We start from the raw sequence: 19,754 nt of genomic DNA, 5'->3' as shown, positions 1-19,754 counted from the left end.
ATTTTGTGAAATACTAACTATATTATCCGTATTAATTAGTGATAAGATAATACGAAAGGAGTTAAAAATGAAAATTAACGATAAAAACTTTTTATTAGAACTTAAAAGAAAAAATCCTACAGCCTTAGAATACATAATTAATATTTACTGTAATTTAGTTTTTAAAGTTGTACTAAATGTACTTGGAAACGATAATTATGAAAATGCAAAAGAATGTATTAATGATGTATATCTTTTAATATGGAATAAAAGTCACTTATATAATCCTGAAAAATCTTCATTTAAGAATTGGCTTTTAGCTGTAAGTAAATATAAGGCTATAGATTATAAAAGAAGCTTAGTTAAACAGGACAACCTTCAGATAGAAGAACAAATGTTAATCTCTAATACTGATATTGAAAATGAATATATATTGAGGGAAAAGAAAGAAGAATTAATAAAGCTTTTGCAATATGAACATAAGCTGGACAGAGAACTGTTTATACGAAAATACCTTTTGGATCAAGATATGGAAACCTTGTGTAAAAATTTTAATTTATCAAAAGGGGCTATCTACAATAGATTATGGCGCACTAAAAACTCGATTATAAGAAAATTACATATTTCAGGTGAAGTGGAGGTATCAAAATGAATTTAAATTTAAATGAAGATGATGTTTTAAAACTTTTAAATGATGTTAATATAAATGAAAATGAATTTAGCAGTGATGACCTCAATGAATTTGAAAAGAAAAAAATCTGTAAAGATATTATTAGTAAAGTAAAACCTAAGAAACCTAAAGGTAAAAAAAATTTTATTGCAGCAGCAATCATCTTTCTGATAACTATTCCTATAATCATATCCCAAAAGAATGTTTTAGCTAATATGATAGAAAAACTCACTGTCATATCTGGTATTGGAGAAGTAAAAGTTTCTTCAGATAGACCCAAAATTCTTAAAAACAGTATTAAACAAGGTAATATAACTTTAGCTAATATGTATATAGACAATAATAAAATTATAGTTACTTTAACTATTGAACCTGAAGAGCTTAAACGATCTTATTACACTATTACAGACAATCATGGTAATTCCTATGAACTTCATAGCAGCGACAATCTTGCTCTGATGCCAGATAATCACATAGGTTCATACCGGGCAGAATACAATGGTAAAGTAAAAAAAGCTAATAGCTATACTTTAAGTATTGTAGATAATGATAAAAAATTTACTAAAGCAACTTTTAAACTAAAAAATTCTAATTTTAAAGAAGCTGCTGAATCAAAAATTTTATATACTGCAACTAATGGAATAACTACACTAAATGTGACTTCATTAAAAAGACAGGGGAATATTTTAAAAGTAGATTATTATTTTACAGATACCTTACCAGATTTTAAATCAAAAAAAATAGATACACTTAATTATGGAACATTCCAAGAAGGCAAAGAGTGGGGTTGCAAAGAACCAATTAGTACAAAATTAATAAATAATAATTCTATACAAAATTCCCATATTATAATTTCTGATGAATATAATAATGCAGTATATGGGCATAACAATATTAATTATTTAGACCAAGGAAATGAATCTTTATTTGATTTAAGCAAACTCACTGGCAAAAAATTAAAGTTAACTGTTCCAAATGTAATTTATCATACTGATAGTATTAATTTCAAAGCTATTAATAATGATCTTAATAATTTTAACAATGAAACTTCTGATTTTAATTTAGAATTAGATATTCCCAAATCAGGCAAAAGCATTTTAAACAAAATAGTTAACTATAAGGGATTTAAATTCAAAATTATTAGTATAAACCGCTTATCAAATGACAGTATAGAGTTAATTTACAATTATATAAATGACAGCAATTCAAGATTACAAACTTCAAATATTTTATTTGAAAGTATTACTGATGGAGATGGTGAATGTAACCCTAGCCAAAATAATGGTAATATTAAGGTCTTTTATAAACTACAAAATGGAATAGGAGACAATTTAAAATTAAATCACCTTCAATATACTTTTTCTTCGGTTGGTCCTTTTGAAATAGACCTTAATCCATCAACAATTAAATAACTTTTTAGTTTATCACTAACTAAAAAAAGAGGCATGTCAAAAATATTCTTTTTTGAAGATATTCTTGACATGCTCATAATTAAATCTAATCTATTGGTTTTGAATCAACAAATCCTTTAACTATTTCATCCTGGTTTGCTATATTTGCCATTATTGAAACTTCGCAATAAAATCCATTTTCTTTCCAAACATAAATATCTTCCTTTAATTGTTTATTTGCTACTGATTTTTCATAAGTCTCATATTTAAGAACTTCTTTACCATCAATTTTTATCGTATTAGCTTTTTTACTCATATCATCATATGCTTTTGAACTTTTCCCCTGTGTAAATACCAACAATCCATTTTTTAAATTATAAAATGTACCCAATTCATAGCCAATTTTTTTATTTTTTATATGAGAGTCTCCTGAAATTCCCACCAATGAACCTTTTATAGTTATATTCTTATTAATACTTAATGGAAATTTAGGATTAAATCCTAATAACTCCTTAGCTTTTTTCAAATCCTCTTTATCATATATTGGTAAAGTTGCAACTTCAGTAGAAACATCTTTCGGTATGGAATAACTTACATTTTTAACATCTTGATCATATTTTATAGAAGTTGCAATTTTTCCTACATCATCTATAGGAATACCTATAGTTGAGCTTTTATTTTCTTTACGTTGAGTTTCTATGCTGTATCCTATACTATACCACACGCCTTCATTTTGCCATATAAAACATTTATCTATTATTTTATAATTATAACCCATAGGCAATGTCCTTTTTATTGTAATATTATATCCATTTATTCCTTCCAAATTCATTGCTTCTTTATTAACTTCAACTTTTCCTTTGCTTTGATCTTCTGCAATCTGTTTTAAACATTGTTCCATGTCAACTTTGGAAGCTTGAAAATTAAAAACACCATCCTTTTTTGAAAAAGACACTTCTAAAGAATTGTCTGTATCAGAAACTTTTATAACATGAATACTTGCTAATACGTATTTTGTTGGAATATAATCGGGTACTTTAACTTTAAAACCTGTAACTTCTTCTGCCCTTTTTAAGTTATCATAATATTTAATTGGTGCATCAATAAGGAATTTACTATTTTGATTTTTTACTGATGAGTTATTGCTGCTAACCACTGCAGCAGTTTTATATGCTTTCATACTTTTAGCATTTACAGCAGTTGTAAGTATAGCCCCTGAAGCTAATACACAGCATATTACTGCAGCTGCTGACATTTTATAGGAACCTTTCTTAAAATTTTTTATCATTTCTATTCTCCTTTTAATTTGATTTTTCGTTTCAAAAAAAACTGCTAATCGTGGGACTTTATTGCTTGACACTAATTTTGAAAAATTAATTAACGTCATTCCATAGTCTTCAGCCTTCTCTTCCCCAATAATTTCAAGCACATAAGTATCACAAGCACATTCCCTTTGAAGTTTCATTCTCTTCATACAAAACCACACAATAGGATTAAACCAATGCAGTATAACAGCAAGAACAGCAAGAAAATTATAGACCAAATCCATTCTTTTATAGTGAATTAATTCGTGTAAAAATATATAGTATAATTGTTTTAAATTATTTTTAGTACATACACACTTAGGAATATAAACTTTAGGTTTTATTATTCCTAATGTGCATGGACTTTTAAAATTATCACAAATATAAACAGGTATATCCCTAGTTATATTTACTTTGTTTTTACATTCATTCAGTAATTTTATACTTTCCAAATCTCTTACTTCTTCTAAATTTAGAATTTTCCTTTTGAATTGCAGTCTAAATGCTGATAAAAATGCAGCTATACTAAAAACTCCTACTATCCATATAAAAGAAGCTATACCTAAAATACGGGAAGTTATATATTCTTTTATTATATTTTCTCTACTATAAACTATTTTTGATGGAGATTGGTTTACCTTGGATATTTGATTCTTAGAAGTATAACTATATTGGATTTTTCCTTCTCTTAAAAAATCAGATGCAGCGTAAGTCATACTTTTTATTGTACTTTTATTTTCAATATTTGAACTATTTTGATGATTTTCATGTAACAAATTAAGTAAGCTTAAATTACTTTGAAACTCCACTGGTATTATTAATCTTATAACAACTATGATCCATAAAGCATGTTGAAGTCTTACTGAAATGTGTTTATCAAATAACTTTAAAATTAAAATTATTAATAATCCTGCAATGCTTGCTGTTATGGAATCACGAAAAAAACATAAAAAGCTTCTAATTAAAATATCCATATTTAGTATCCCCCTATTTTTAGTCTCAAAGACTTAAACCCTACTTTCCTTGTTTTTTATTTTTAAGAATCTGTTCTAACTCTTGAATCTCTTTTTCTGATAGAGATTCTTCCTCTAAAAACTTGGTAAATAGCATACTTACAGCCCCATCGTATACCTTTTCAAGAAAAGATTGATTTTCAGCCCTTACACATTCATCTTCAGATATTAATGGATAATAATTATATATTCTGCCTACTTTTTTAAATCCTATTGCTTCTTTTTTTGAAAGCCTTGTTATAAATGTTTTTACTGTTTGTGCCGACCAATTCATTTTAATTGTTAAAGAATTAATTATTTTTTCAGATGTTAAAGGATTTTGTTTCCAGAGAAGCTTCATTACTTCCCACTCAGCTGCTGAGATCTTTGGCATTTTCTTCATACTTACTCCTCCATTTTCAGTTTACAAGTGTAGATCTACAACTTCAGTCTACATTTGTAAACCGAAATTGTCAAGGCAAAACCTGTATTATTTACATACTTTTGTTTTACAATTCTTTTTATAACAAAAAACTTCCAGTATACTTAGTACACTAGAAGTTTTATTTTTTGTTTGAATCACTATAATATTCTATTTTTAATCTGGATCATTTATATTACAGTATATATCAGAAGTATTACCACTTTTCTTAGAATTTGTCTTTTCACCTTCTGATCTTACTTTAATCAGTTCTCCTACAATACTTACTGCAATTTCTTGTGGTGTTTCTGCTCCTATACTTGTACCTATTGGTGAGTAAACACTTCTAATTTCTTCTTTTGCATATCCCTGATTAAGTAATTGAGTAAAAATCTTATCTCTCTTACTCTTACTTCCTATCATGCCAATATATTTGGCATTACTGCGAAGTACCTGCTCTAGAACAACTCTATCATAAAGATGTCCCCTAGTCACAATCACTAAATAACTATCTTCATCAATATGTAAATTTGGTAATTTGTTAAATGAATCAATGACCATAAGTTCTGTAGGTTCTGAAAATCTGCTGCGATTAGCATACTCTTCACGATCATCTAATACTACTGTTCTAAAACCAACTGTTTCACTTAAAGGTGCAATTCTTTGAGATACATGCCCTGCCCCAAAAATATAAACTGTTCCTTCAGGACGTAAAGGTTCTACCAAAAAACGCTGATTATCTATTACTTCAGCATGTATTGATATTTTTGCTGGTCCAGCTATCAGTTTCTCTAATATATTTGGATCACAATCAATTTTACCAATAAGAGTTTTATCTGGTTTTACTATGCATTGTTGGCATCTCAAATTAGAAGTACCAGAGACATTATCTAGTACTGTAATAAACCATGCCTTTTCCCTCTTTTCCTGAATTTTTACTACTGTTTCATAAATTATTCGATTATTTTCATCCTGAGCATCTATAAAATCTATTAAAATCTCACCTTTACCGCCACAAATCATATCCATAGAAGCTACATCATTGTGAGTTAAATCAAAAGACTGCATTACAGTTTGTTTTAAAGACAGTGACTTTTTAGCAAGACCTATAGCATCAGCTTCTAAACGTCCTCCACCTATGGTTCCAATAATTGAACCGTCATTTCTAACTACCATCTTAGCACCAGCAGTACGTGGTGCCGAACCAGTTTTATCAAATATAGTCGCTATTACAAAACTTTCTTCTTTCTGTAAAAGTTTTACCACTTCTTTGTATATCTTTTCCATTTACATACCTCCATATTCCTTAAATATAAGATAAATTAGCGTTTTGAAACGTTTACTCTTAAATTTTATAACAAAATTTGTAATTATTCAACTTAAATCATTTTAGACTCTATAGCTCTGAAGTTAGTTTACCTTCCATATTTTTATAACTTTCAATGTAAAAATCGCCCATACGAGAAAAAACAATCTATATGTTACTTATAGATTGTTTTTTTAATATTTATTTCATTTTAAAAACTTTTTAGTAATTAAAACCTACTTTTATTGACTAACCCCGTGTAATTTAATATAATCTCCTCTAAAGTAAGTTATTCCAAACCCAATTGGCTTGTCTTTAACATCATTTAATTTTTGTTCTACAACAAATAGCGCAACCTCATCATACATTTTTAAAAGTTCTTTAATCTCTTCTCCAGGCATTTTAGCATACATTACAATTTCCTTATTTAAACTATAAAGAGAAGCCCTATTGGACATCATTTCTGGGAAAGTAGCATTTTCGATTTCATTTTCTATAATTGGAACTCCCTTTTGGTATACTAGATATTTTAAATCATAAGCCATAGGATCCCCTTGTGTATAAAACAATCTTCTAATTCTTATTATCTTTCTATTTTTACTTATACGAAGATTAGTTGCAAGTTTATCATCAGGCAAAACAACATCTACAGATAGAAGTTTTATGCGATCCACATCATTTATCAAATTGTTTCTCTCACTATAAAAAATAGTATATTTGTTGTAATTAGGCTTTTGTACAAAATATCCTTTTCCTGGTATAGAATATATGTATCCGTCATTGGATAAAATAGTAAGTCCCTTTCTAACCGTCATCCTGCTTGTACTATATTCACTGCATAAAGCTGTTTCAGAAGGCAAATCATCCCCTGTTTTAAGTTCGCCACTAATAATTTTATCACGTATATCATCAGCTATTTTACAATATATAGAGTTTTTCATTATTTACTACTCCTTATTAAATTTCATCTAATCCATATAAAACAATTTTAACATAATTATAATATTAGAATTATAAAACGTCATTGTCAATATTATAGGCTTTCAAAAATTAAGTCATTAATAAACAGAGTCCTGAGCATACATAAAATTTAATTTCAAGTACACTTAAGACTCTATGATCCAGATGCATATTTGCCTCTTCTTCCCAAGTGATAGCTCAAGTAATCACTTTATTATCTAGAGATGGGGGTCTCAGAAATGGAAGTTTAAAACTAAATAATAATCTGGTAAATATAAGCTGTAATTTATTTACTAAAAAAATTACAGATATAAACTATATATTTTTTAATAAGGCAATAACCTGTATATACATGTTAGCATATGTATACCTCATGTTTTCATTATATATCAGTTATTTGTGTTTTGTCAACGTTTTTATTACAATTCCTACTACTTCCGATAATATATTTAAGTAAAATGTACGTTCCTTAATTCATATGTACTGTTTCATAATTAGTGTCGAAAAATAGCATTTATAAATAAAAAATATTGATTTATGTAAAAATATATGATATCATGAATATGTATTAAAAGGTTAATAAATATCCCCTATTTATCCACATGCTCCCCCATGTGGATTTTTTTTATACAAATTAAAAGTCTACCTATAAGTAGACTTTTAATTTGTATAAAAAACTTACTTTTTGTTTTTATTATGTTTTGCTCTATTTGGCTTAGCTTTAGGCTTTATCTTTATGTTCTTTTCTTTTTGTGAACCCTTTACATCATATATGGCACCGCTTCTTAAATCCACAAACCATAAAAATAAAACTAAAAATACAGCAGAAGATATGTATTGCCATACACTCCCATTTAAGTTATATCTAAAATAGGCCGCTATTATTGTAGGCAAGAAAAAAGCTGCTATAGACAATAAAAGAATTATCCATCTGTTTGGATGAAACTTGTATAAAATACGTATTTTTAATTGATTATATACAAATAAAAATATTATCGCAATAAATGCTACCTGTAATAGTACTTGTAACCATAAAGGCATTTGTTCTCCCCCCTTAGTTTGTCTATATATATTATTATATACTTTCTAACTTATATCAATACCTTTTCTATTTATTTGTCTGAAAACCTGTATGACAGTAAAATTTCTAAGCAAATAACTAAGAAGGCTGTCCATTTTAGACAGCCTTCTTTTAGAATATATATTTTTCTTTTCCTGGTTTTCTACTAAATACAGTCACATCATCAATTTCTTTTTGTTGACATACAAATCTAGTCATTCTTTCAACTCCAAAACCAGCTCCTGCTGTTTTAGGGAGTTCTCCTCTTTTTGCAAGCTCAATGTAGTTTCTAAGTAAACTTTCATCCATTTTAGCTTCTCTCATTCTTGTAATTATTCTATCATATTTATATTCTCTTTCTCCGCCACTTAATCCTTCTACATAACCCATAGGCCATATTAAATCATAGTTTCTATAAGTACCTCTGTTATCCAAATCTTCAGCATCATAGAATTCCCTCTTATGGTTTATTAACCAGAATGGTTGTGTTGCTTTTTGTGAGGCTATAGCTTCAAAATCATCTCCATATTTTGCTTTTAACTCTTGAGTTGTATGTCTCTCAAAAGGACCTGTTATATTTAAGTGAGATGTTCCTATTCCTAATTTTTCAAACTTGTCTTTACATTCTTCTTTTATATAGTCAAATACATATTTTACGAGACTTTCCATAAATTCAAATACTGTATTCATTGTACCATCTTTAAATTCAAAATCAACTTGAGTAAACTCAAATAAATGCCTCTTATCTCCTCTTTCTGGTAACTCTAATCTTACATTTGGAGATACAATATAAATTTTCTGTAAGTTTGGACTTGAAAGAGCTATTTGTTTATGAAATATCATGGACTTTGTTAAGTTAAATTCTTGTCCTTGATAAGTAATTGCACACTCTTCTACGCTATGGCAAAGTGGATCTGTTATAGGTGCCAGCATGTTAGGTAAAAGTCTAACTACTCCATTTTTATACATATAATCATCTACTGCCCTCAATATAGCTTGTTGTATACCAAGTATAGTAGGCAATTTTTCTCTTCTAATTTTTTCCATAGTTTCATCTAAAAGTTTTAATTCCTTTTCATCTTTCAATACATATGTTTTCATATATGTGGCCTCCCTAAACAATTTATATAAATTCTCAATGAATATCTTTTCTCTAGTTTCATTACCAATATAATAATACTTTTTTACGTATTTTGCAATATCATTAATTAATATTATGTTTTTTTGTAAATTTATCATTTTAATATACCTAAAATTAAAAATTCATAAATTATTAATTAATGATAAGGTTTACAATTATTAATTTATCAAAATTTCTGTTATAATGTTATTGTACACATACTAATTTAAAGTTTTCAGAAAAAATACGGATAACTTTAAAAGGAGGAATATAAATTGAGCTTAAAAATTAATGGTTTAGATGACTTAGACCTTCAAATTCTTGAAATTCTTTTGAAGGATTCAAGGACTCCTTTTCTAGAAATAGCTAGACAATGCCACGTAAGCGGTGGAACCATACATGTTAGAGTTAAAAAAATGGAGGACATGGACATAATAAAAGGTACTAAGCTTATAATCGACAATTCAAAAATTGGATTTGACGTATGTGGCTTTATAGGCATTTATTTAGATAAAGCTAAGTCTTTTAATAATTCACTAGATGAATTAAAACAAATAAAAGAAATCGTGGAAATCCATTATACAACAGGAGATTATTCTATATTTGTAAAGGTTCTATGTAAAAATATTACTGATTTACAAAATCTACTTATGAATAAAATTCAATCCGTAGATGGAGTTCAAAGAACTGATACAATAATATCTTTATTTCAACCTGTAGATAGAAGCATTGATATCGATGTTTTAGATGAATAACTTGTTATTTACCTTCTTTTTTCATTTTCATTTTCTTTTTATTTAAACTCATAAATTTTATAAAATATGCAAATAATACTTTTGTATAAAAATAAAAAGGAGATGTAATTATGAGAACATTAGATATAATTGCACTAACATTGGTTGTAATAGGTGCGTTAAATTGGGGACTAATTGGCTTTTTTAGATTTGATCTCGTAGCATCACTATTTGGAACAATGTCAACAGCTACTAGAGTAATATACGCACTTGTAGGACTAGGAGGGTTGTATGCACTTTCGTTTTTCGGAAATGAAAGAAGCACTGGGGATACAAAAGAAGTCAAATAATTATAAGCGTAAGTGGAAAACAATTATAAAAGTCTTCTACTTACGCCTTAATTTTACATACTATCTGAGATTTTTCTTAATTCCTCTATTTAATGTATTTTCATAATTTATAAATTCATATACATCATCTGAAAAAAGAGAGCTAAACTTTTTCAATTCGTCTACAGAAACATCTTCTATAGCCTTATCTCTTTCTTCACAATACAATACAATTTCACCAATTACTTTATGGGCATCTCTAAAAGCCATTCCTTTATTAACCAAGTAATCAGCCGCTTCTGTAGCATTTAAAAATCCTCTTTTAACAGCTTTAAATGTATTGTCTTTTTTGATTTTTAATGTGGAGAGCATACCACTCATAACTTTAAGACAGCTTAATACAGTATCTAAGGAGTTAAAAAACTGTTCTTTATCTTCCTGCATATCCTTATTGTAGGCAAGAGGAATGCCTTTCATTGTGGTAAGCAGTGACATGAGCGAACCGTATACTCTCCCTGTTTTGCCCCTTATGAGTTCTGCAGCATCGGGATTCTTTTTCTGGGGCATTATGCTGCTTCCTGTAGAAAATTCATCATCTATTTGTACAAAATCAAATTCTTTACTGCTCCATAATATAAGTTCTTCACTTAAACGGCTTAAGTGCATCATTATTATAGAAAAATTCGATAATAGCTCAAGGACATAATCCCTATCACTTACACCGTCTAAAAAGTTATCTACAGGCTTTTTAAAACCTAATTCTTTTGCAGTAAAACTTCTATCTATATTATAAGTTGTTCCAGCAAGAGCGCAGCATCCAAGTGGATTTTCATCCATAATTTCAACTGCATTTGATATTCTTGCCTTATCTCTTTTTAACATATTGTAATACGCCATTATGTGATGCTTAAAAGTTACAACTTGTGCCCTTTGAAGGTGTGTATACCCAGGCATCATTATATTGTTATTTTCTCCAAGATTTTTAATTACATCTTGAAGTTTCTCTATGTTCTTTATAACTTCTAATGCACTTTTTTTACAGTATAATCTAAAATCTACTGCTACTTGGTCATTTCTACTTCTAGCAGTATGAAGTTTCTTTCCTACCTGTCCTACTCTCTCTATTAAATTTACCTCTACAAAAGTGTGTATATCCTCATAATCTCCTTCTATTTTAAGTTTTCCATCTTCAATGTCACTTAAAATAGATTGCAGTCCTTTTAATATGGATTCTCCTTCTTCTTTAGATAGTATATTGCATTTGGAAAGCATTTTTACATGGGCCATACTTCCCTCTATATCTTCACTATAAAGAAGCTTATCAAAGCTAAGAGAACTATTAAAATCCTCCATAAGCTTGCTTTCAGATTTTTTAAATCTTCCTCCCCAGAGTTTCATATTAATTTTCCTTTTCCTTTTTTACTGCAGCTCTTATTTTAGAAGGTAAGCTGAAGATTTTAATAAATCCATCTGCATCTTTATGGTCATATAAATCACTTGCACCAAAAGAAGATATACTTTCATTAAATAGAGGATGTATAGCATCTATACTTGCTGGCATTATATTTCCTTTATATAACTTTAATTTTACTGTTCCTGTTACATTTTCCTGAGTAGACTCAACAAAAGCATCCAGTGCCTCTCTAAGGCTTCCAAACCAAAGTCCATCATATACGAGTTCACCATATCTTTGAGATACTAATTGTTTATAGTGAAAAGTATCCTTGTCTATAGTTAATCTTTCAAGAGCAGTATGTGCAGCATATAATATTGCTCCACCAGGAGTTTCATATACACCTCTGGATTTCATGCCAACCAGTCTGTTCTCCACCATATCAACTATTCCAATTCCATTTTCTCCACCTATTTTGTTTAGCTGTTCCATCATATCTAAAGGGCTTAATTCTTTTCCATTTAATCTTTTAGGTTCCCCTTTTTCAAAATAAAGCTCTATATATGTGTCTTCATCTTTCGCTTTTTCCGGTGTAGTAGTCATAAAGTACATACTTGTTTTATGCTCATTTCTTGGATCTTCCAAATCCCCACCTTCATGACTTACATGCCAGATGTTTTTATCATTTGAATATATTTTTTCCTTAGTTACAGGAACATCTACTCCCTTTGAATTTGCGTAATCTATAGCATCTTCTCTGGACTTTATGTCCCATATTCTCCAAGGTGCTATTATCTTTATTGTAGGATCAAAACTTGCTACCCCAACCTCAAAACGTACCTGATCGTTTCCCTTTCCTGTACATCCGTGAGCTATATATTTTGCTCCTTCTGCATGAGCTATTTCAACTAATCTCTTGGCCATAAGTGGTCTTGCAAGAGATGTACCTAAAAAATACGCGTCCTCATACAATATATTGGCCTTTACTGCCTTAAATAAATAATCTTTCACAAATTCTTCCTTTAAATCCTCAATATATACTTTAGAGGCCCCTGTTTTAATGGCTTTCTTTTCTACTTCTTCCATGTCATCATCTTGTCCTACATTTATACAAGCTGCAATAACCTCTAAGTCGTAATTTTCCTTTAACCAAGGAATAATAATTGATGTATCTAATCCTCCTGAATATGCTAACACAACTTTATCTTTCATGAATTCGCCCTCCATATATATTTAAATTTTAATAAATAGCTTAGACAAATAAAAGTATTTAAAATACTGACTTTTTATTTTAAAACTTTATTTAAAAATTCCTTAGTTCTATCTTCTTTTGGATGTGAAAATACTTCCTCTGGAGTCCCCTGCTCAACTATCTTTCCTCCATCCATAAATATAACCCTATCAGCTACTTCTCTGGCAAACCCCATTTCGTGAGTTACTACTACCATTGTCATACCTTCCTTAGCCAGATCCTTCATTACATTCAAAACTTCCCCCACAAGTTCAGGGTCTAAGGCTGATGTTGGTTCATCAAACAACATTATATCCGGATTCATTGCAAGAGCCCTTGCAATAGCAACCCTCTGCTGCTGTCCACCTGAGAGTTTAGATGGATAATATTCCATCTTATCTGCAAGTCCCACCTTACTTAAAAGTTGCTTAGCTCTTTGTAAAACCTCTGACTTTTTTTCTTTTTTTACAACTAGTGGAGCTTCCATAACATTTTGAACAGCTGTCATATGTGGAAATAAATTAAAATTTTGAAAAACCATTCCCATCTTCGTAGTTATTTTTCGAAGCATTTTTTTGTCCTTAGGGTTTAGCTTATCCCCTTCTATAACTATAGTTCCACTATCTAATTCCTCCAGATGGTTTAGACATCTTAAAAGTGTACTTTTTCCTGATCCCGAGGCCCCTATAACTACGAGGACCTCACCTCTCTTTACTTTCACATTTAAATCTTTAAAAACTAAAAGATTATTAAAACTCTTAGTTAAATTAGACGCTTCTATCATATATTCATTTTTATCTAAATTTTCGCCATTATTTAAAATAGCATTTTCCATAAATCAAACCTCCACTTAAAATTACTCTAATTTCTAACTGTAAATAGCCAATCTTCTTTCGAATATTCCAAATACAGTTGTAAATACAGTTGTCATTATAAGATACAATATTGCTGCAGTTAAAAATACAGATATTGGATCAAAGCTGCTTGCATATATCTGCTGAGCTGACCTCATAAGTTCAACCATAGCTATAGTAGATACCAATGAAGTATCCTTCAATATAGATATAAATTCATTTCCTACTGGTGGTATTATTATCTTCCAGGTTTGTGGTAAAATAATTTTCCTCATAGTCTCTACATAACTAAATCCAAGAGCTTTTGCTGCTTCAAATTGTCCTTTGTTTATAGACTGTATTCCACCTCTTATTATCTCAGCCATATATGCACCACAGTTTAAGCCAAGTCCTAATATAGCTGCGGTAAAAGGAGTAAGTTCTATTCCAATAAAAGGTAATCCATAGTAGAAGAAAAATAGCTGCAGCAGTAAAGGAGTTCCTCTAAATATCCATGTATAGAAACTTGATACTAATTTTAATACGATATTTTTAGACAATTTCAGGAGTGCCAAAAATACTCCAAGCATAGTTCCTAATATCAAGGTGATTACTGTAAGTTCAATTGTCATTACGCTACCCTTTAATAAAATAGGTAATATATTTTTAATAAACTCTATATTCACTTACTTTACCCACTTTCTTTTTGCATATACTATTTATATATATCTTCTCCAAACCATTTAGTAGAGATTTTAGACATTGTTCCATCCTTTTTTAACTCATCTAATGCTTTTTGTACTGCTGTCTCAAGTTCCTTGTCTCCCTTTTTAAATCCTACTCCCATAGGTTCATTAGTAAGTTTTTCATTAAGTACTGTATATTTTCCTTTCTTGTCAGGACTAGATATATAATATTTTCCAACTGGTTCATCTACTATAACCGCATCAATTCTTCCTATTAATAAATCCTGAAGTTCTTCTGTAGTCTTATCATATTTTTTAACTTCTTTTATACCTTGTAACGTTTGAACAACTTTTTCACTAGTTGTACCAAGTCCTACTCCTACTTTCTTTCCAGCTAAATCTTTTGAAGTCTTAATTGCTTCATTTCCGCTTTTAGTAACTATAATTTGTGCATTTTGTATATAAGGCTGTGAAAAATCTATTTGCTTTTTTCTCTTTTCATCAATACTAAGTCCTGATATTATAACATCAAATTTTCCAGAGTTAAGTGCTAAAATTATTCCATTAAATTCAGTACCTACAAATTGAGTCTTTACTCCCAGCTTTTTGCCTATAGCGTTTGCCATATCTATATCAAAACCTTTAAGTACGTTTTGGTTATCTCTAAATTCCATTGGTGGAAAAGAATCTTCAAGTCCTACCTTTAGAACTCCTGCTTTTTTTACCCTCTCTAAAGCATTCTGTCCTTTTTGTTCATCTCCGCTATTACTGTTACTGCTCCCACATCCTGCAAATAAAGCAGCTGCAAAAACAATTGTCAACATTACAATTATTGTCTTTTTTAACTTCTTCATTTTTTTTCCCCTTTTCTATAATTATTATTTTTAACTCCTTAGGTTAAATATATAAATAATTATACATTTAATATTATAATTATTCAATACCTTTTTTGTTTTTTCCATACTATTTTTATTCTGTACTTATACATATTTCTCTGTTTATTCAAAAATAAAAGAGGCTGCTTCAATAGCAACTTCTTACATTGCTTTGAACAGAGCCCCTGTTTATTACATATTCCTGTACTTTTCCATAGTCCCCTTAAACAATTCTGCCGTAGAAGGAGGACTATATGAAATAGCGTTTGCACCTGCTTCTATCGTTTCCTCTATACTTTCCTTAGTCCTTCCCCCTGTAGCTATAATCGGAATATCCTTATATTTTTCTCTTATTTTTCTCACAAGAGAAGCACTATTCTTACCCGCAGATACATTTAATATGGAAGTTCCCGATTCCATTCTCTTTTGAATATCATCTCTTTCAGATACTACTGTAACTATAATAGGAATGTCAATAGCCTCTCTAACAGCTCTTACAATTTCATTAGATGTAGGACTATTTAACACTACCCCCATAGCTCCAGTAAATTCAGCATTTAATGCTAAGTTTACAACCCTTTTTCCTGTGGTAAGTCCACCCCCTACACCGCAAAATATGGGTACATCAGAAGCTGTAACTAATGACTCTGTTATAACTGATTGGGGTGTAAAAGGATAAACTGCTAAAATTGCATCTGCATCTATATTTTTTATAACTGCTATATCCGTAGTAAATGCAAAAGATTTTATTCTTTTTCCAAAAACTATTATGCCGCTGGCCTCCCTTATTACACCAGGGAAATTTATCATATGCCCTCTAAGTACTCCTCTTATCTCTGGTACATATTTAACATCTTTTTTATTAATCTTCTCACCCATTTTTATATCTCCCAAAATCTATTTTGATATTGTCTCTCTTACATATTATTGTATATTAAACACATTAAATATTCCATAAAAATTATTTTTATCCGATGACTACCTGCTCTAATACTTCCACTTCTCCAAGTGGGAGTAAAGAGCAGCTATGTCCCTGGATAACGATTTCTAAGCATTAGGTGGAGTCAAAACTCCATCTGATGCCAAGAACTCTGTTTATCCTAAACTGAAAATAATTCTTCTGCTATCTTTACAGTTTCTCTAGCATCCTTAGCATAATAATCTGCACCTATCATATCTGCATAATTTTGATTTAATACTGCTCCACCTACTACAACTTTACATTGAAGCCCCTTATCTCTTATAGCATCTATAGTCTTTTTCATATTACTTACAGTGGTTGTCATAAGTGCACTGAGTCCTACTAACTTTACGTTATTTTTTATTATAGCATCTACTACTTCACTAATATCTACATCTCTTCCCAAATCTATAACTTCAAATCCATAATTCTCCAAAAGCACTTTAACTATATTTTTTCCTATATCATGTATATCTCCTTTAACAGTAGCAAGTATTATTTTTCCCCTGGATATCTTATTTTCGCCACTTTTAAGCATATCTTTCTTTATTATTTCAAAAGCTTGTTTTACAGTTTCAGCTGATTGTATTAACTGTGGTAAAAATATATCCTTGTTCTCATATTGTACGCCTACCTCATCTAACGCTGGAATTATATAAGAATTTACTATATCTACTGCCTTCTTACTTTTCAAAAGCTTACAAGTTAACTCTACTGCTTCCTCTTCCATTCCATCAATAATGGTCTGTTTTAGATTTTTATCATTTTCACCTGAATTAGGAATATCGCTTCCCCATTTTGCTTTTTCACCTTCAGATTTACCGCTATATTTTTTTACATATTCCTTTCCTTCTTTATCTATGTTTGTTAAAACCTCAAAAGCTGAAATAATATCTTTCACGCCTTTGTCTGATGTATTTATTATTGGCAAGTCAAGTCCTGCCTGAAGAGCAAGTGCAAGAAAAGTTCTATTTAATATACATCTTCTAGGTAGTCCATAGGATATATTACTTACACCAAGAGTAGTCTTTACTCCAAATTGTTCCTTTAGAATCTTTATGGCCTTTATTGTCTCAAGCACTTCCTTTTGTTGAGCAGATGCAGTTAGCGTAAGACAATCAACTATTATATCCTTTCTCTTGATTCCATAGTTTTCGGCAGTTTTGATTATCTTTTCTGCAATCTTTACCCTACCCTCTGCAGTATCAGGTATTCCATTTTCGTCTATAGTTAAGGCTATAACACAGCCTCCATACTTCTTTACTATTGGAAATACTTCTTCCATGCACTTTTTTCTACCATTTACTGAATTTATTATAGGTTTACCGTTATAAACTCTAACTCCAGCCTCTAACACTTTAGGATTTGGACTGTCTATATCTATAGGTAATTGTACTACTTTTTGTATTGCTTTTACTGCTTCTTTCATAGTTTGAACTTCATTAATCTCAGGTAGTCCTACATTAAGCCCAAGTATATGTGCTCCTTCTTCTTTTTGCTTCACTGCTTCTTTCTGTATAAAATTTACCTTTCCTTCCTTAAGCTCTTTCTTATAAATATCTCTACCTGTAGGATTAATTCTCTCCCCTATAAATTTTATCCTATTACCTAGGAACACAGTATCCCTGGCTGAACACACTGTGGTATAATTTTTTTCTTTTATATCTAAAGGTACTATATTTTTCAAACTTTTTACCATAGTTTTTATAAATTCAGGACTTGTTCCACAACATCCTCCAAAAAACCTAACTCCTTTTTTTGCCATAATCACTACATTTTCTGCAAATTCATCTGAAGTTATATCATAAATCGTATTTTCGCCATCATACTTTGGGAGTCCTGCATTAGGCTGAACTATAACGGGTATAGAAGAATACTTTAAGATTTCATCTACAATATCTTGCAATTCTCCCGGTCCCAAGGAACAATTCACTCCAAGAGCATCCACCCCCAACGATTCAAGCACAAATACCATAGTTTTTGGATCTGTTCCCATTAGAGTTCTTCCATCCTGCTGGAAAGTCATTGTACAAAATATTGGAAGAGAACTATTTTCTTTTGCCGCAAGAATAGCTGCCTTTGCTTCGTACAAATCAGACATAGTTTCTATTAGAATTATATCTGCTCCCGCTTTTTCCCCTATAATTACTTGACTTTTAAATAATTCATATGCAGATTCAAAACTTAAACTTCCTGTAGGCTCCATAACTTGTCCTGTAGGTCCTATATCAAGTGCTACTAATTTATCCTTTGCCTCTTCCTTTGCAATTTTTACTCCAGCTGTAATTACATCTTTTATTGTATAATCAGAAGAACTATACTTAAGTTCATTAGCACCAAAAGTATTTGTTATTATGATATCTGATCCTGCGTTTAAATATTCCCTATGTACTTTTCTTATAATCTCTGAATTTGTTATATTTAATGTTTCTGGAAGTTCACCTACTTTAAGTCCTGCTCTTTGAAGCATGGTTCCCATAGCTCCATCAAAAAAAACAAATTTGTTACTAAACTTATTTAATAAATCTTTAAATAACATTTGCTGCACTCCTTTTTCAAATACAAGTTTCATGTTTAAATTATTTAATCCATTACTTCTTGTATAAAATTTTAAACTTTAAACAAATTTTATACAATACATCTAAATTATTTAATATTGTATAATTGTATAAATATACATTAATATTATTTAAAATTAATATTTATTTACTCAGCTTTCGCTCACTAACTATTAATTTTTCATTTTTAACTATTAACTAAAAAAGCTGCCCTTCAATCAGAAAAGCAGCTTTAAATTTGACAAAATCAACTTTCCTTATCTTTCAGAATTCGTTTTATTCTGCAGGAATTAGCACCGATGCACTTTAGTGCCGGTTGTTGGGTTTCACTGGGCCAGTCCCTCCACCTCTCGTGATAAAAGTGCTTTAATATTAATACTTTAACTATCAATTGTCAATACTATTTACATCACTATTTTACTATAATTCGTAATATCAATGAATCTTACTTAGTGGGAAAAGCAGATATACCAAATTTCTGATTTGGTATAGTCGCTTTCGCTGTGTGCAAGCAGATATTCCAAATCTTTGCTTTAATGATAGTCACTCTCTTTAAAACTTTATTTTTTCCACTAAGTCTAGATGAATTATCTAGGGGTGCAGCTACTGTTAGCTCCCACTTTGATAGAAAAGCAGATATCTCAAATCTTTGATTTGATGATAGTCGCTTTCACAGAGCGCGTAGGAGTATTACAGTAGGTAGCCATCAGATAAAATTTTCTAAATATTTTTTTATTTTTCTATTGACAAACCTTATCTATGTCTGGTATGATTTTCTCAATCGAATACGGAACTTCTTATCCAGAGTGGCAGAGGGACTGGCCCTATGATGCCCGGCAACCTGAATGATCATTTTCATTCAACGGTGCTAATTCCAGCAGGTGTTAACCTGAAAGATGAGAAGCATGAAGATAGAATCTTCTTGTAACTTATCTTACAAGAAGATTTTTT

The 19,754-nt window shown here is 30.1% G+C and carries 17 protein-coding genes and 2 riboswitches; of the genes, 4 read left to right on the top strand and 13 right to left on the bottom strand.

Features of this window, described 5'->3' with window-relative positions; translation table 11 throughout:
• Positions 1 to 67: 67 nt before the first annotated feature.
• Both CLAU_RS13570 and CLAU_RS13565 read left to right on the top strand, forming a co-directional pair.
• Complete coding sequence (locus CLAU_RS13570; protein WP_023162843.1) at positions 68 to 631, top strand: sigma-70 family RNA polymerase sigma factor; 564 nt, start codon at positions 68 to 70, stop codon at positions 629 to 631.
• The gene (locus tag CLAU_RS13565) at positions 628 to 2,061 is read left to right on the top strand and encodes a hypothetical protein (protein WP_023162842.1); all 1,434 of its coding nucleotides are present in this window, start codon (positions 628 to 630) and stop codon (positions 2,059 to 2,061) included. Before CLAU_RS13570 ends, CLAU_RS13565 begins: the two co-directional genes overlap by 4 nt.
• Positions 2,062 to 2,146: 85 nt before the next feature.
• On the opposite strand, the gene CLAU_RS13560 is transcribed toward CLAU_RS13565, so the two are convergent.
• The 6 genes from CLAU_RS13560 to CLAU_RS13535 all read right to left on the bottom strand — a co-directional run bounded on the left by CLAU_RS13560 (position 2,147) and on the right by CLAU_RS13535 (position 9,184).
• Complete coding sequence (locus CLAU_RS13560; protein ID WP_023162841.1) at positions 2,147 to 4,318, bottom strand: M56 family metallopeptidase; 2,172 nt, start codon at positions 4,316 to 4,318, stop codon at positions 2,147 to 2,149.
• 40 nt (positions 4,319 to 4,358) lie between these two features.
• Positions 4,359 to 4,739, bottom strand: a complete 381-nt coding sequence (locus CLAU_RS13555; RefSeq protein WP_023162840.1) for a BlaI/MecI/CopY family transcriptional regulator — start codon at positions 4,737 to 4,739, stop codon at positions 4,359 to 4,361.
• Between the two features lie 195 nt (positions 4,740 to 4,934).
• Positions 4,935 to 6,044, bottom strand: coding sequence for an XdhC family aldehyde oxidoreductase maturation factor (locus CLAU_RS13550; RefSeq protein ID WP_023162839.1), 1,110 nt, complete (start codon positions 6,042 to 6,044; stop codon positions 4,935 to 4,937).
• Positions 6,045 to 6,305: 261 nt separating this feature from the next.
• Positions 6,306 to 7,004 (bottom strand): GntR family transcriptional regulator, encoded by a 699-nt coding sequence (locus CLAU_RS13545; RefSeq protein ID WP_013237346.1) that lies wholly within the window; start codon positions 7,002 to 7,004, stop codon positions 6,306 to 6,308.
• A 697-nt stretch (positions 7,005 to 7,701) separates the two neighbouring features.
• Complete coding sequence (locus tag CLAU_RS13540; RefSeq protein ID WP_013237345.1) at positions 7,702 to 8,064, bottom strand: hypothetical protein; 363 nt, start codon at positions 8,062 to 8,064, stop codon at positions 7,702 to 7,704.
• Positions 8,065 to 8,215: 151 nt separating this feature from the next.
• Positions 8,216 to 9,184 carry an asparagine synthetase A gene (locus CLAU_RS13535; RefSeq protein ID WP_029170211.1) on the bottom strand — a complete coding sequence of 323 codons (969 nt, stop codon included), beginning with the start codon at positions 9,182 to 9,184 and terminating at the stop codon, positions 8,216 to 8,218.
• A 294-nt stretch (positions 9,185 to 9,478) separates the two neighbouring features.
• On the opposite strand from CLAU_RS13535, the gene CLAU_RS13530 reads away from it, so the two are divergent.
• Positions 9,479 to 9,958 carry an Lrp/AsnC ligand binding domain-containing protein gene (locus tag CLAU_RS13530; protein ID WP_013237343.1) on the top strand — a complete coding sequence of 160 codons (480 nt, stop codon included), beginning with the start codon at positions 9,479 to 9,481 and terminating at the stop codon, positions 9,956 to 9,958.
• 110 nt (positions 9,959 to 10,068) lie between these two features.
• On the top strand, positions 10,069 to 10,287 hold the full coding sequence (locus CLAU_RS13525; RefSeq protein WP_013237342.1) for a DUF378 domain-containing protein: 219 nt from the start codon (positions 10,069 to 10,071) through the stop codon (positions 10,285 to 10,287).
• Positions 10,288 to 10,347: 60 nt separating this feature from the next.
• Here CLAU_RS13525 and argH read toward each other — a convergent pair whose 3' ends face one another.
• The 7 genes from argH to CLAU_RS13490 all read right to left on the bottom strand — a co-directional run bounded on the left by argH (position 10,348) and on the right by CLAU_RS13490 (position 18,784).
• The gene (gene argH, locus CLAU_RS13520) at positions 10,348 to 11,664 is read right to left on the bottom strand and encodes an argininosuccinate lyase (RefSeq protein ID WP_013237341.1); all 1,317 of its coding nucleotides are present in this window, start codon (positions 11,662 to 11,664) and stop codon (positions 10,348 to 10,350) included.
• 1 nt (position 11,665) lies between these two features.
• Positions 11,666 to 12,871, bottom strand: coding sequence for an argininosuccinate synthase (locus CLAU_RS13515; RefSeq protein WP_013237340.1), 1,206 nt, complete (start codon positions 12,869 to 12,871; stop codon positions 11,666 to 11,668).
• A 74-nt stretch (positions 12,872 to 12,945) separates the two neighbouring features.
• Positions 12,946 to 13,725 (bottom strand): amino acid ABC transporter ATP-binding protein, encoded by a 780-nt coding sequence (locus CLAU_RS13510; RefSeq protein WP_013237339.1) that lies wholly within the window; start codon positions 13,723 to 13,725, stop codon positions 12,946 to 12,948.
• Between the two features lie 33 nt (positions 13,726 to 13,758).
• A complete protein-coding gene (gene ehuC, locus CLAU_RS13505; protein WP_023162835.1) occupies positions 13,759 to 14,409 on the bottom strand; it encodes an ectoine/hydroxyectoine ABC transporter permease subunit EhuC in 651 nt (216 codons plus the stop codon).
• Positions 14,410 to 14,438: 29 nt separating this feature from the next.
• Entirely contained in the window at positions 14,439 to 15,263 is an 825-nt protein-coding gene (locus CLAU_RS13500) for an ABC transporter substrate-binding protein (protein ID WP_013237337.1), read from the bottom strand.
• 213 nt (positions 15,264 to 15,476) lie between these two features.
• Positions 15,477 to 16,163 (bottom strand): beta/alpha barrel domain-containing protein, encoded by a 687-nt coding sequence (locus CLAU_RS13495; RefSeq protein WP_013237336.1) that lies wholly within the window; start codon positions 16,161 to 16,163, stop codon positions 15,477 to 15,479.
• Between the two features lie 221 nt (positions 16,164 to 16,384).
• Positions 16,385 to 18,784, bottom strand: a complete 2,400-nt coding sequence (locus CLAU_RS13490; protein WP_023162834.1) for a homocysteine S-methyltransferase family protein — start codon at positions 18,782 to 18,784, stop codon at positions 16,385 to 16,387.
• A gap of 273 nt (positions 18,785 to 19,057) precedes the next feature.
• Positions 19,058 to 19,165: riboswitch (SAM riboswitch) on the bottom strand.
• A 432-nt stretch (positions 19,166 to 19,597) separates the two neighbouring features.
• A riboswitch (SAM riboswitch) is annotated at positions 19,598 to 19,706 on the top strand.
• The last annotated feature ends 48 nt before the right edge of the window (positions 19,707 to 19,754 follow it).

The sequence above is a fragment of the Clostridium autoethanogenum DSM 10061 genome (assembly GCF_001484725.1).
In the GTDB taxonomy this organism is placed as follows: Bacteria; Bacillota; Clostridia; order Clostridiales; family Clostridiaceae; genus Clostridium_B; species Clostridium_B ljungdahlii.
This window is presented reverse-complemented; position numbering and strand designations above follow the sequence as displayed.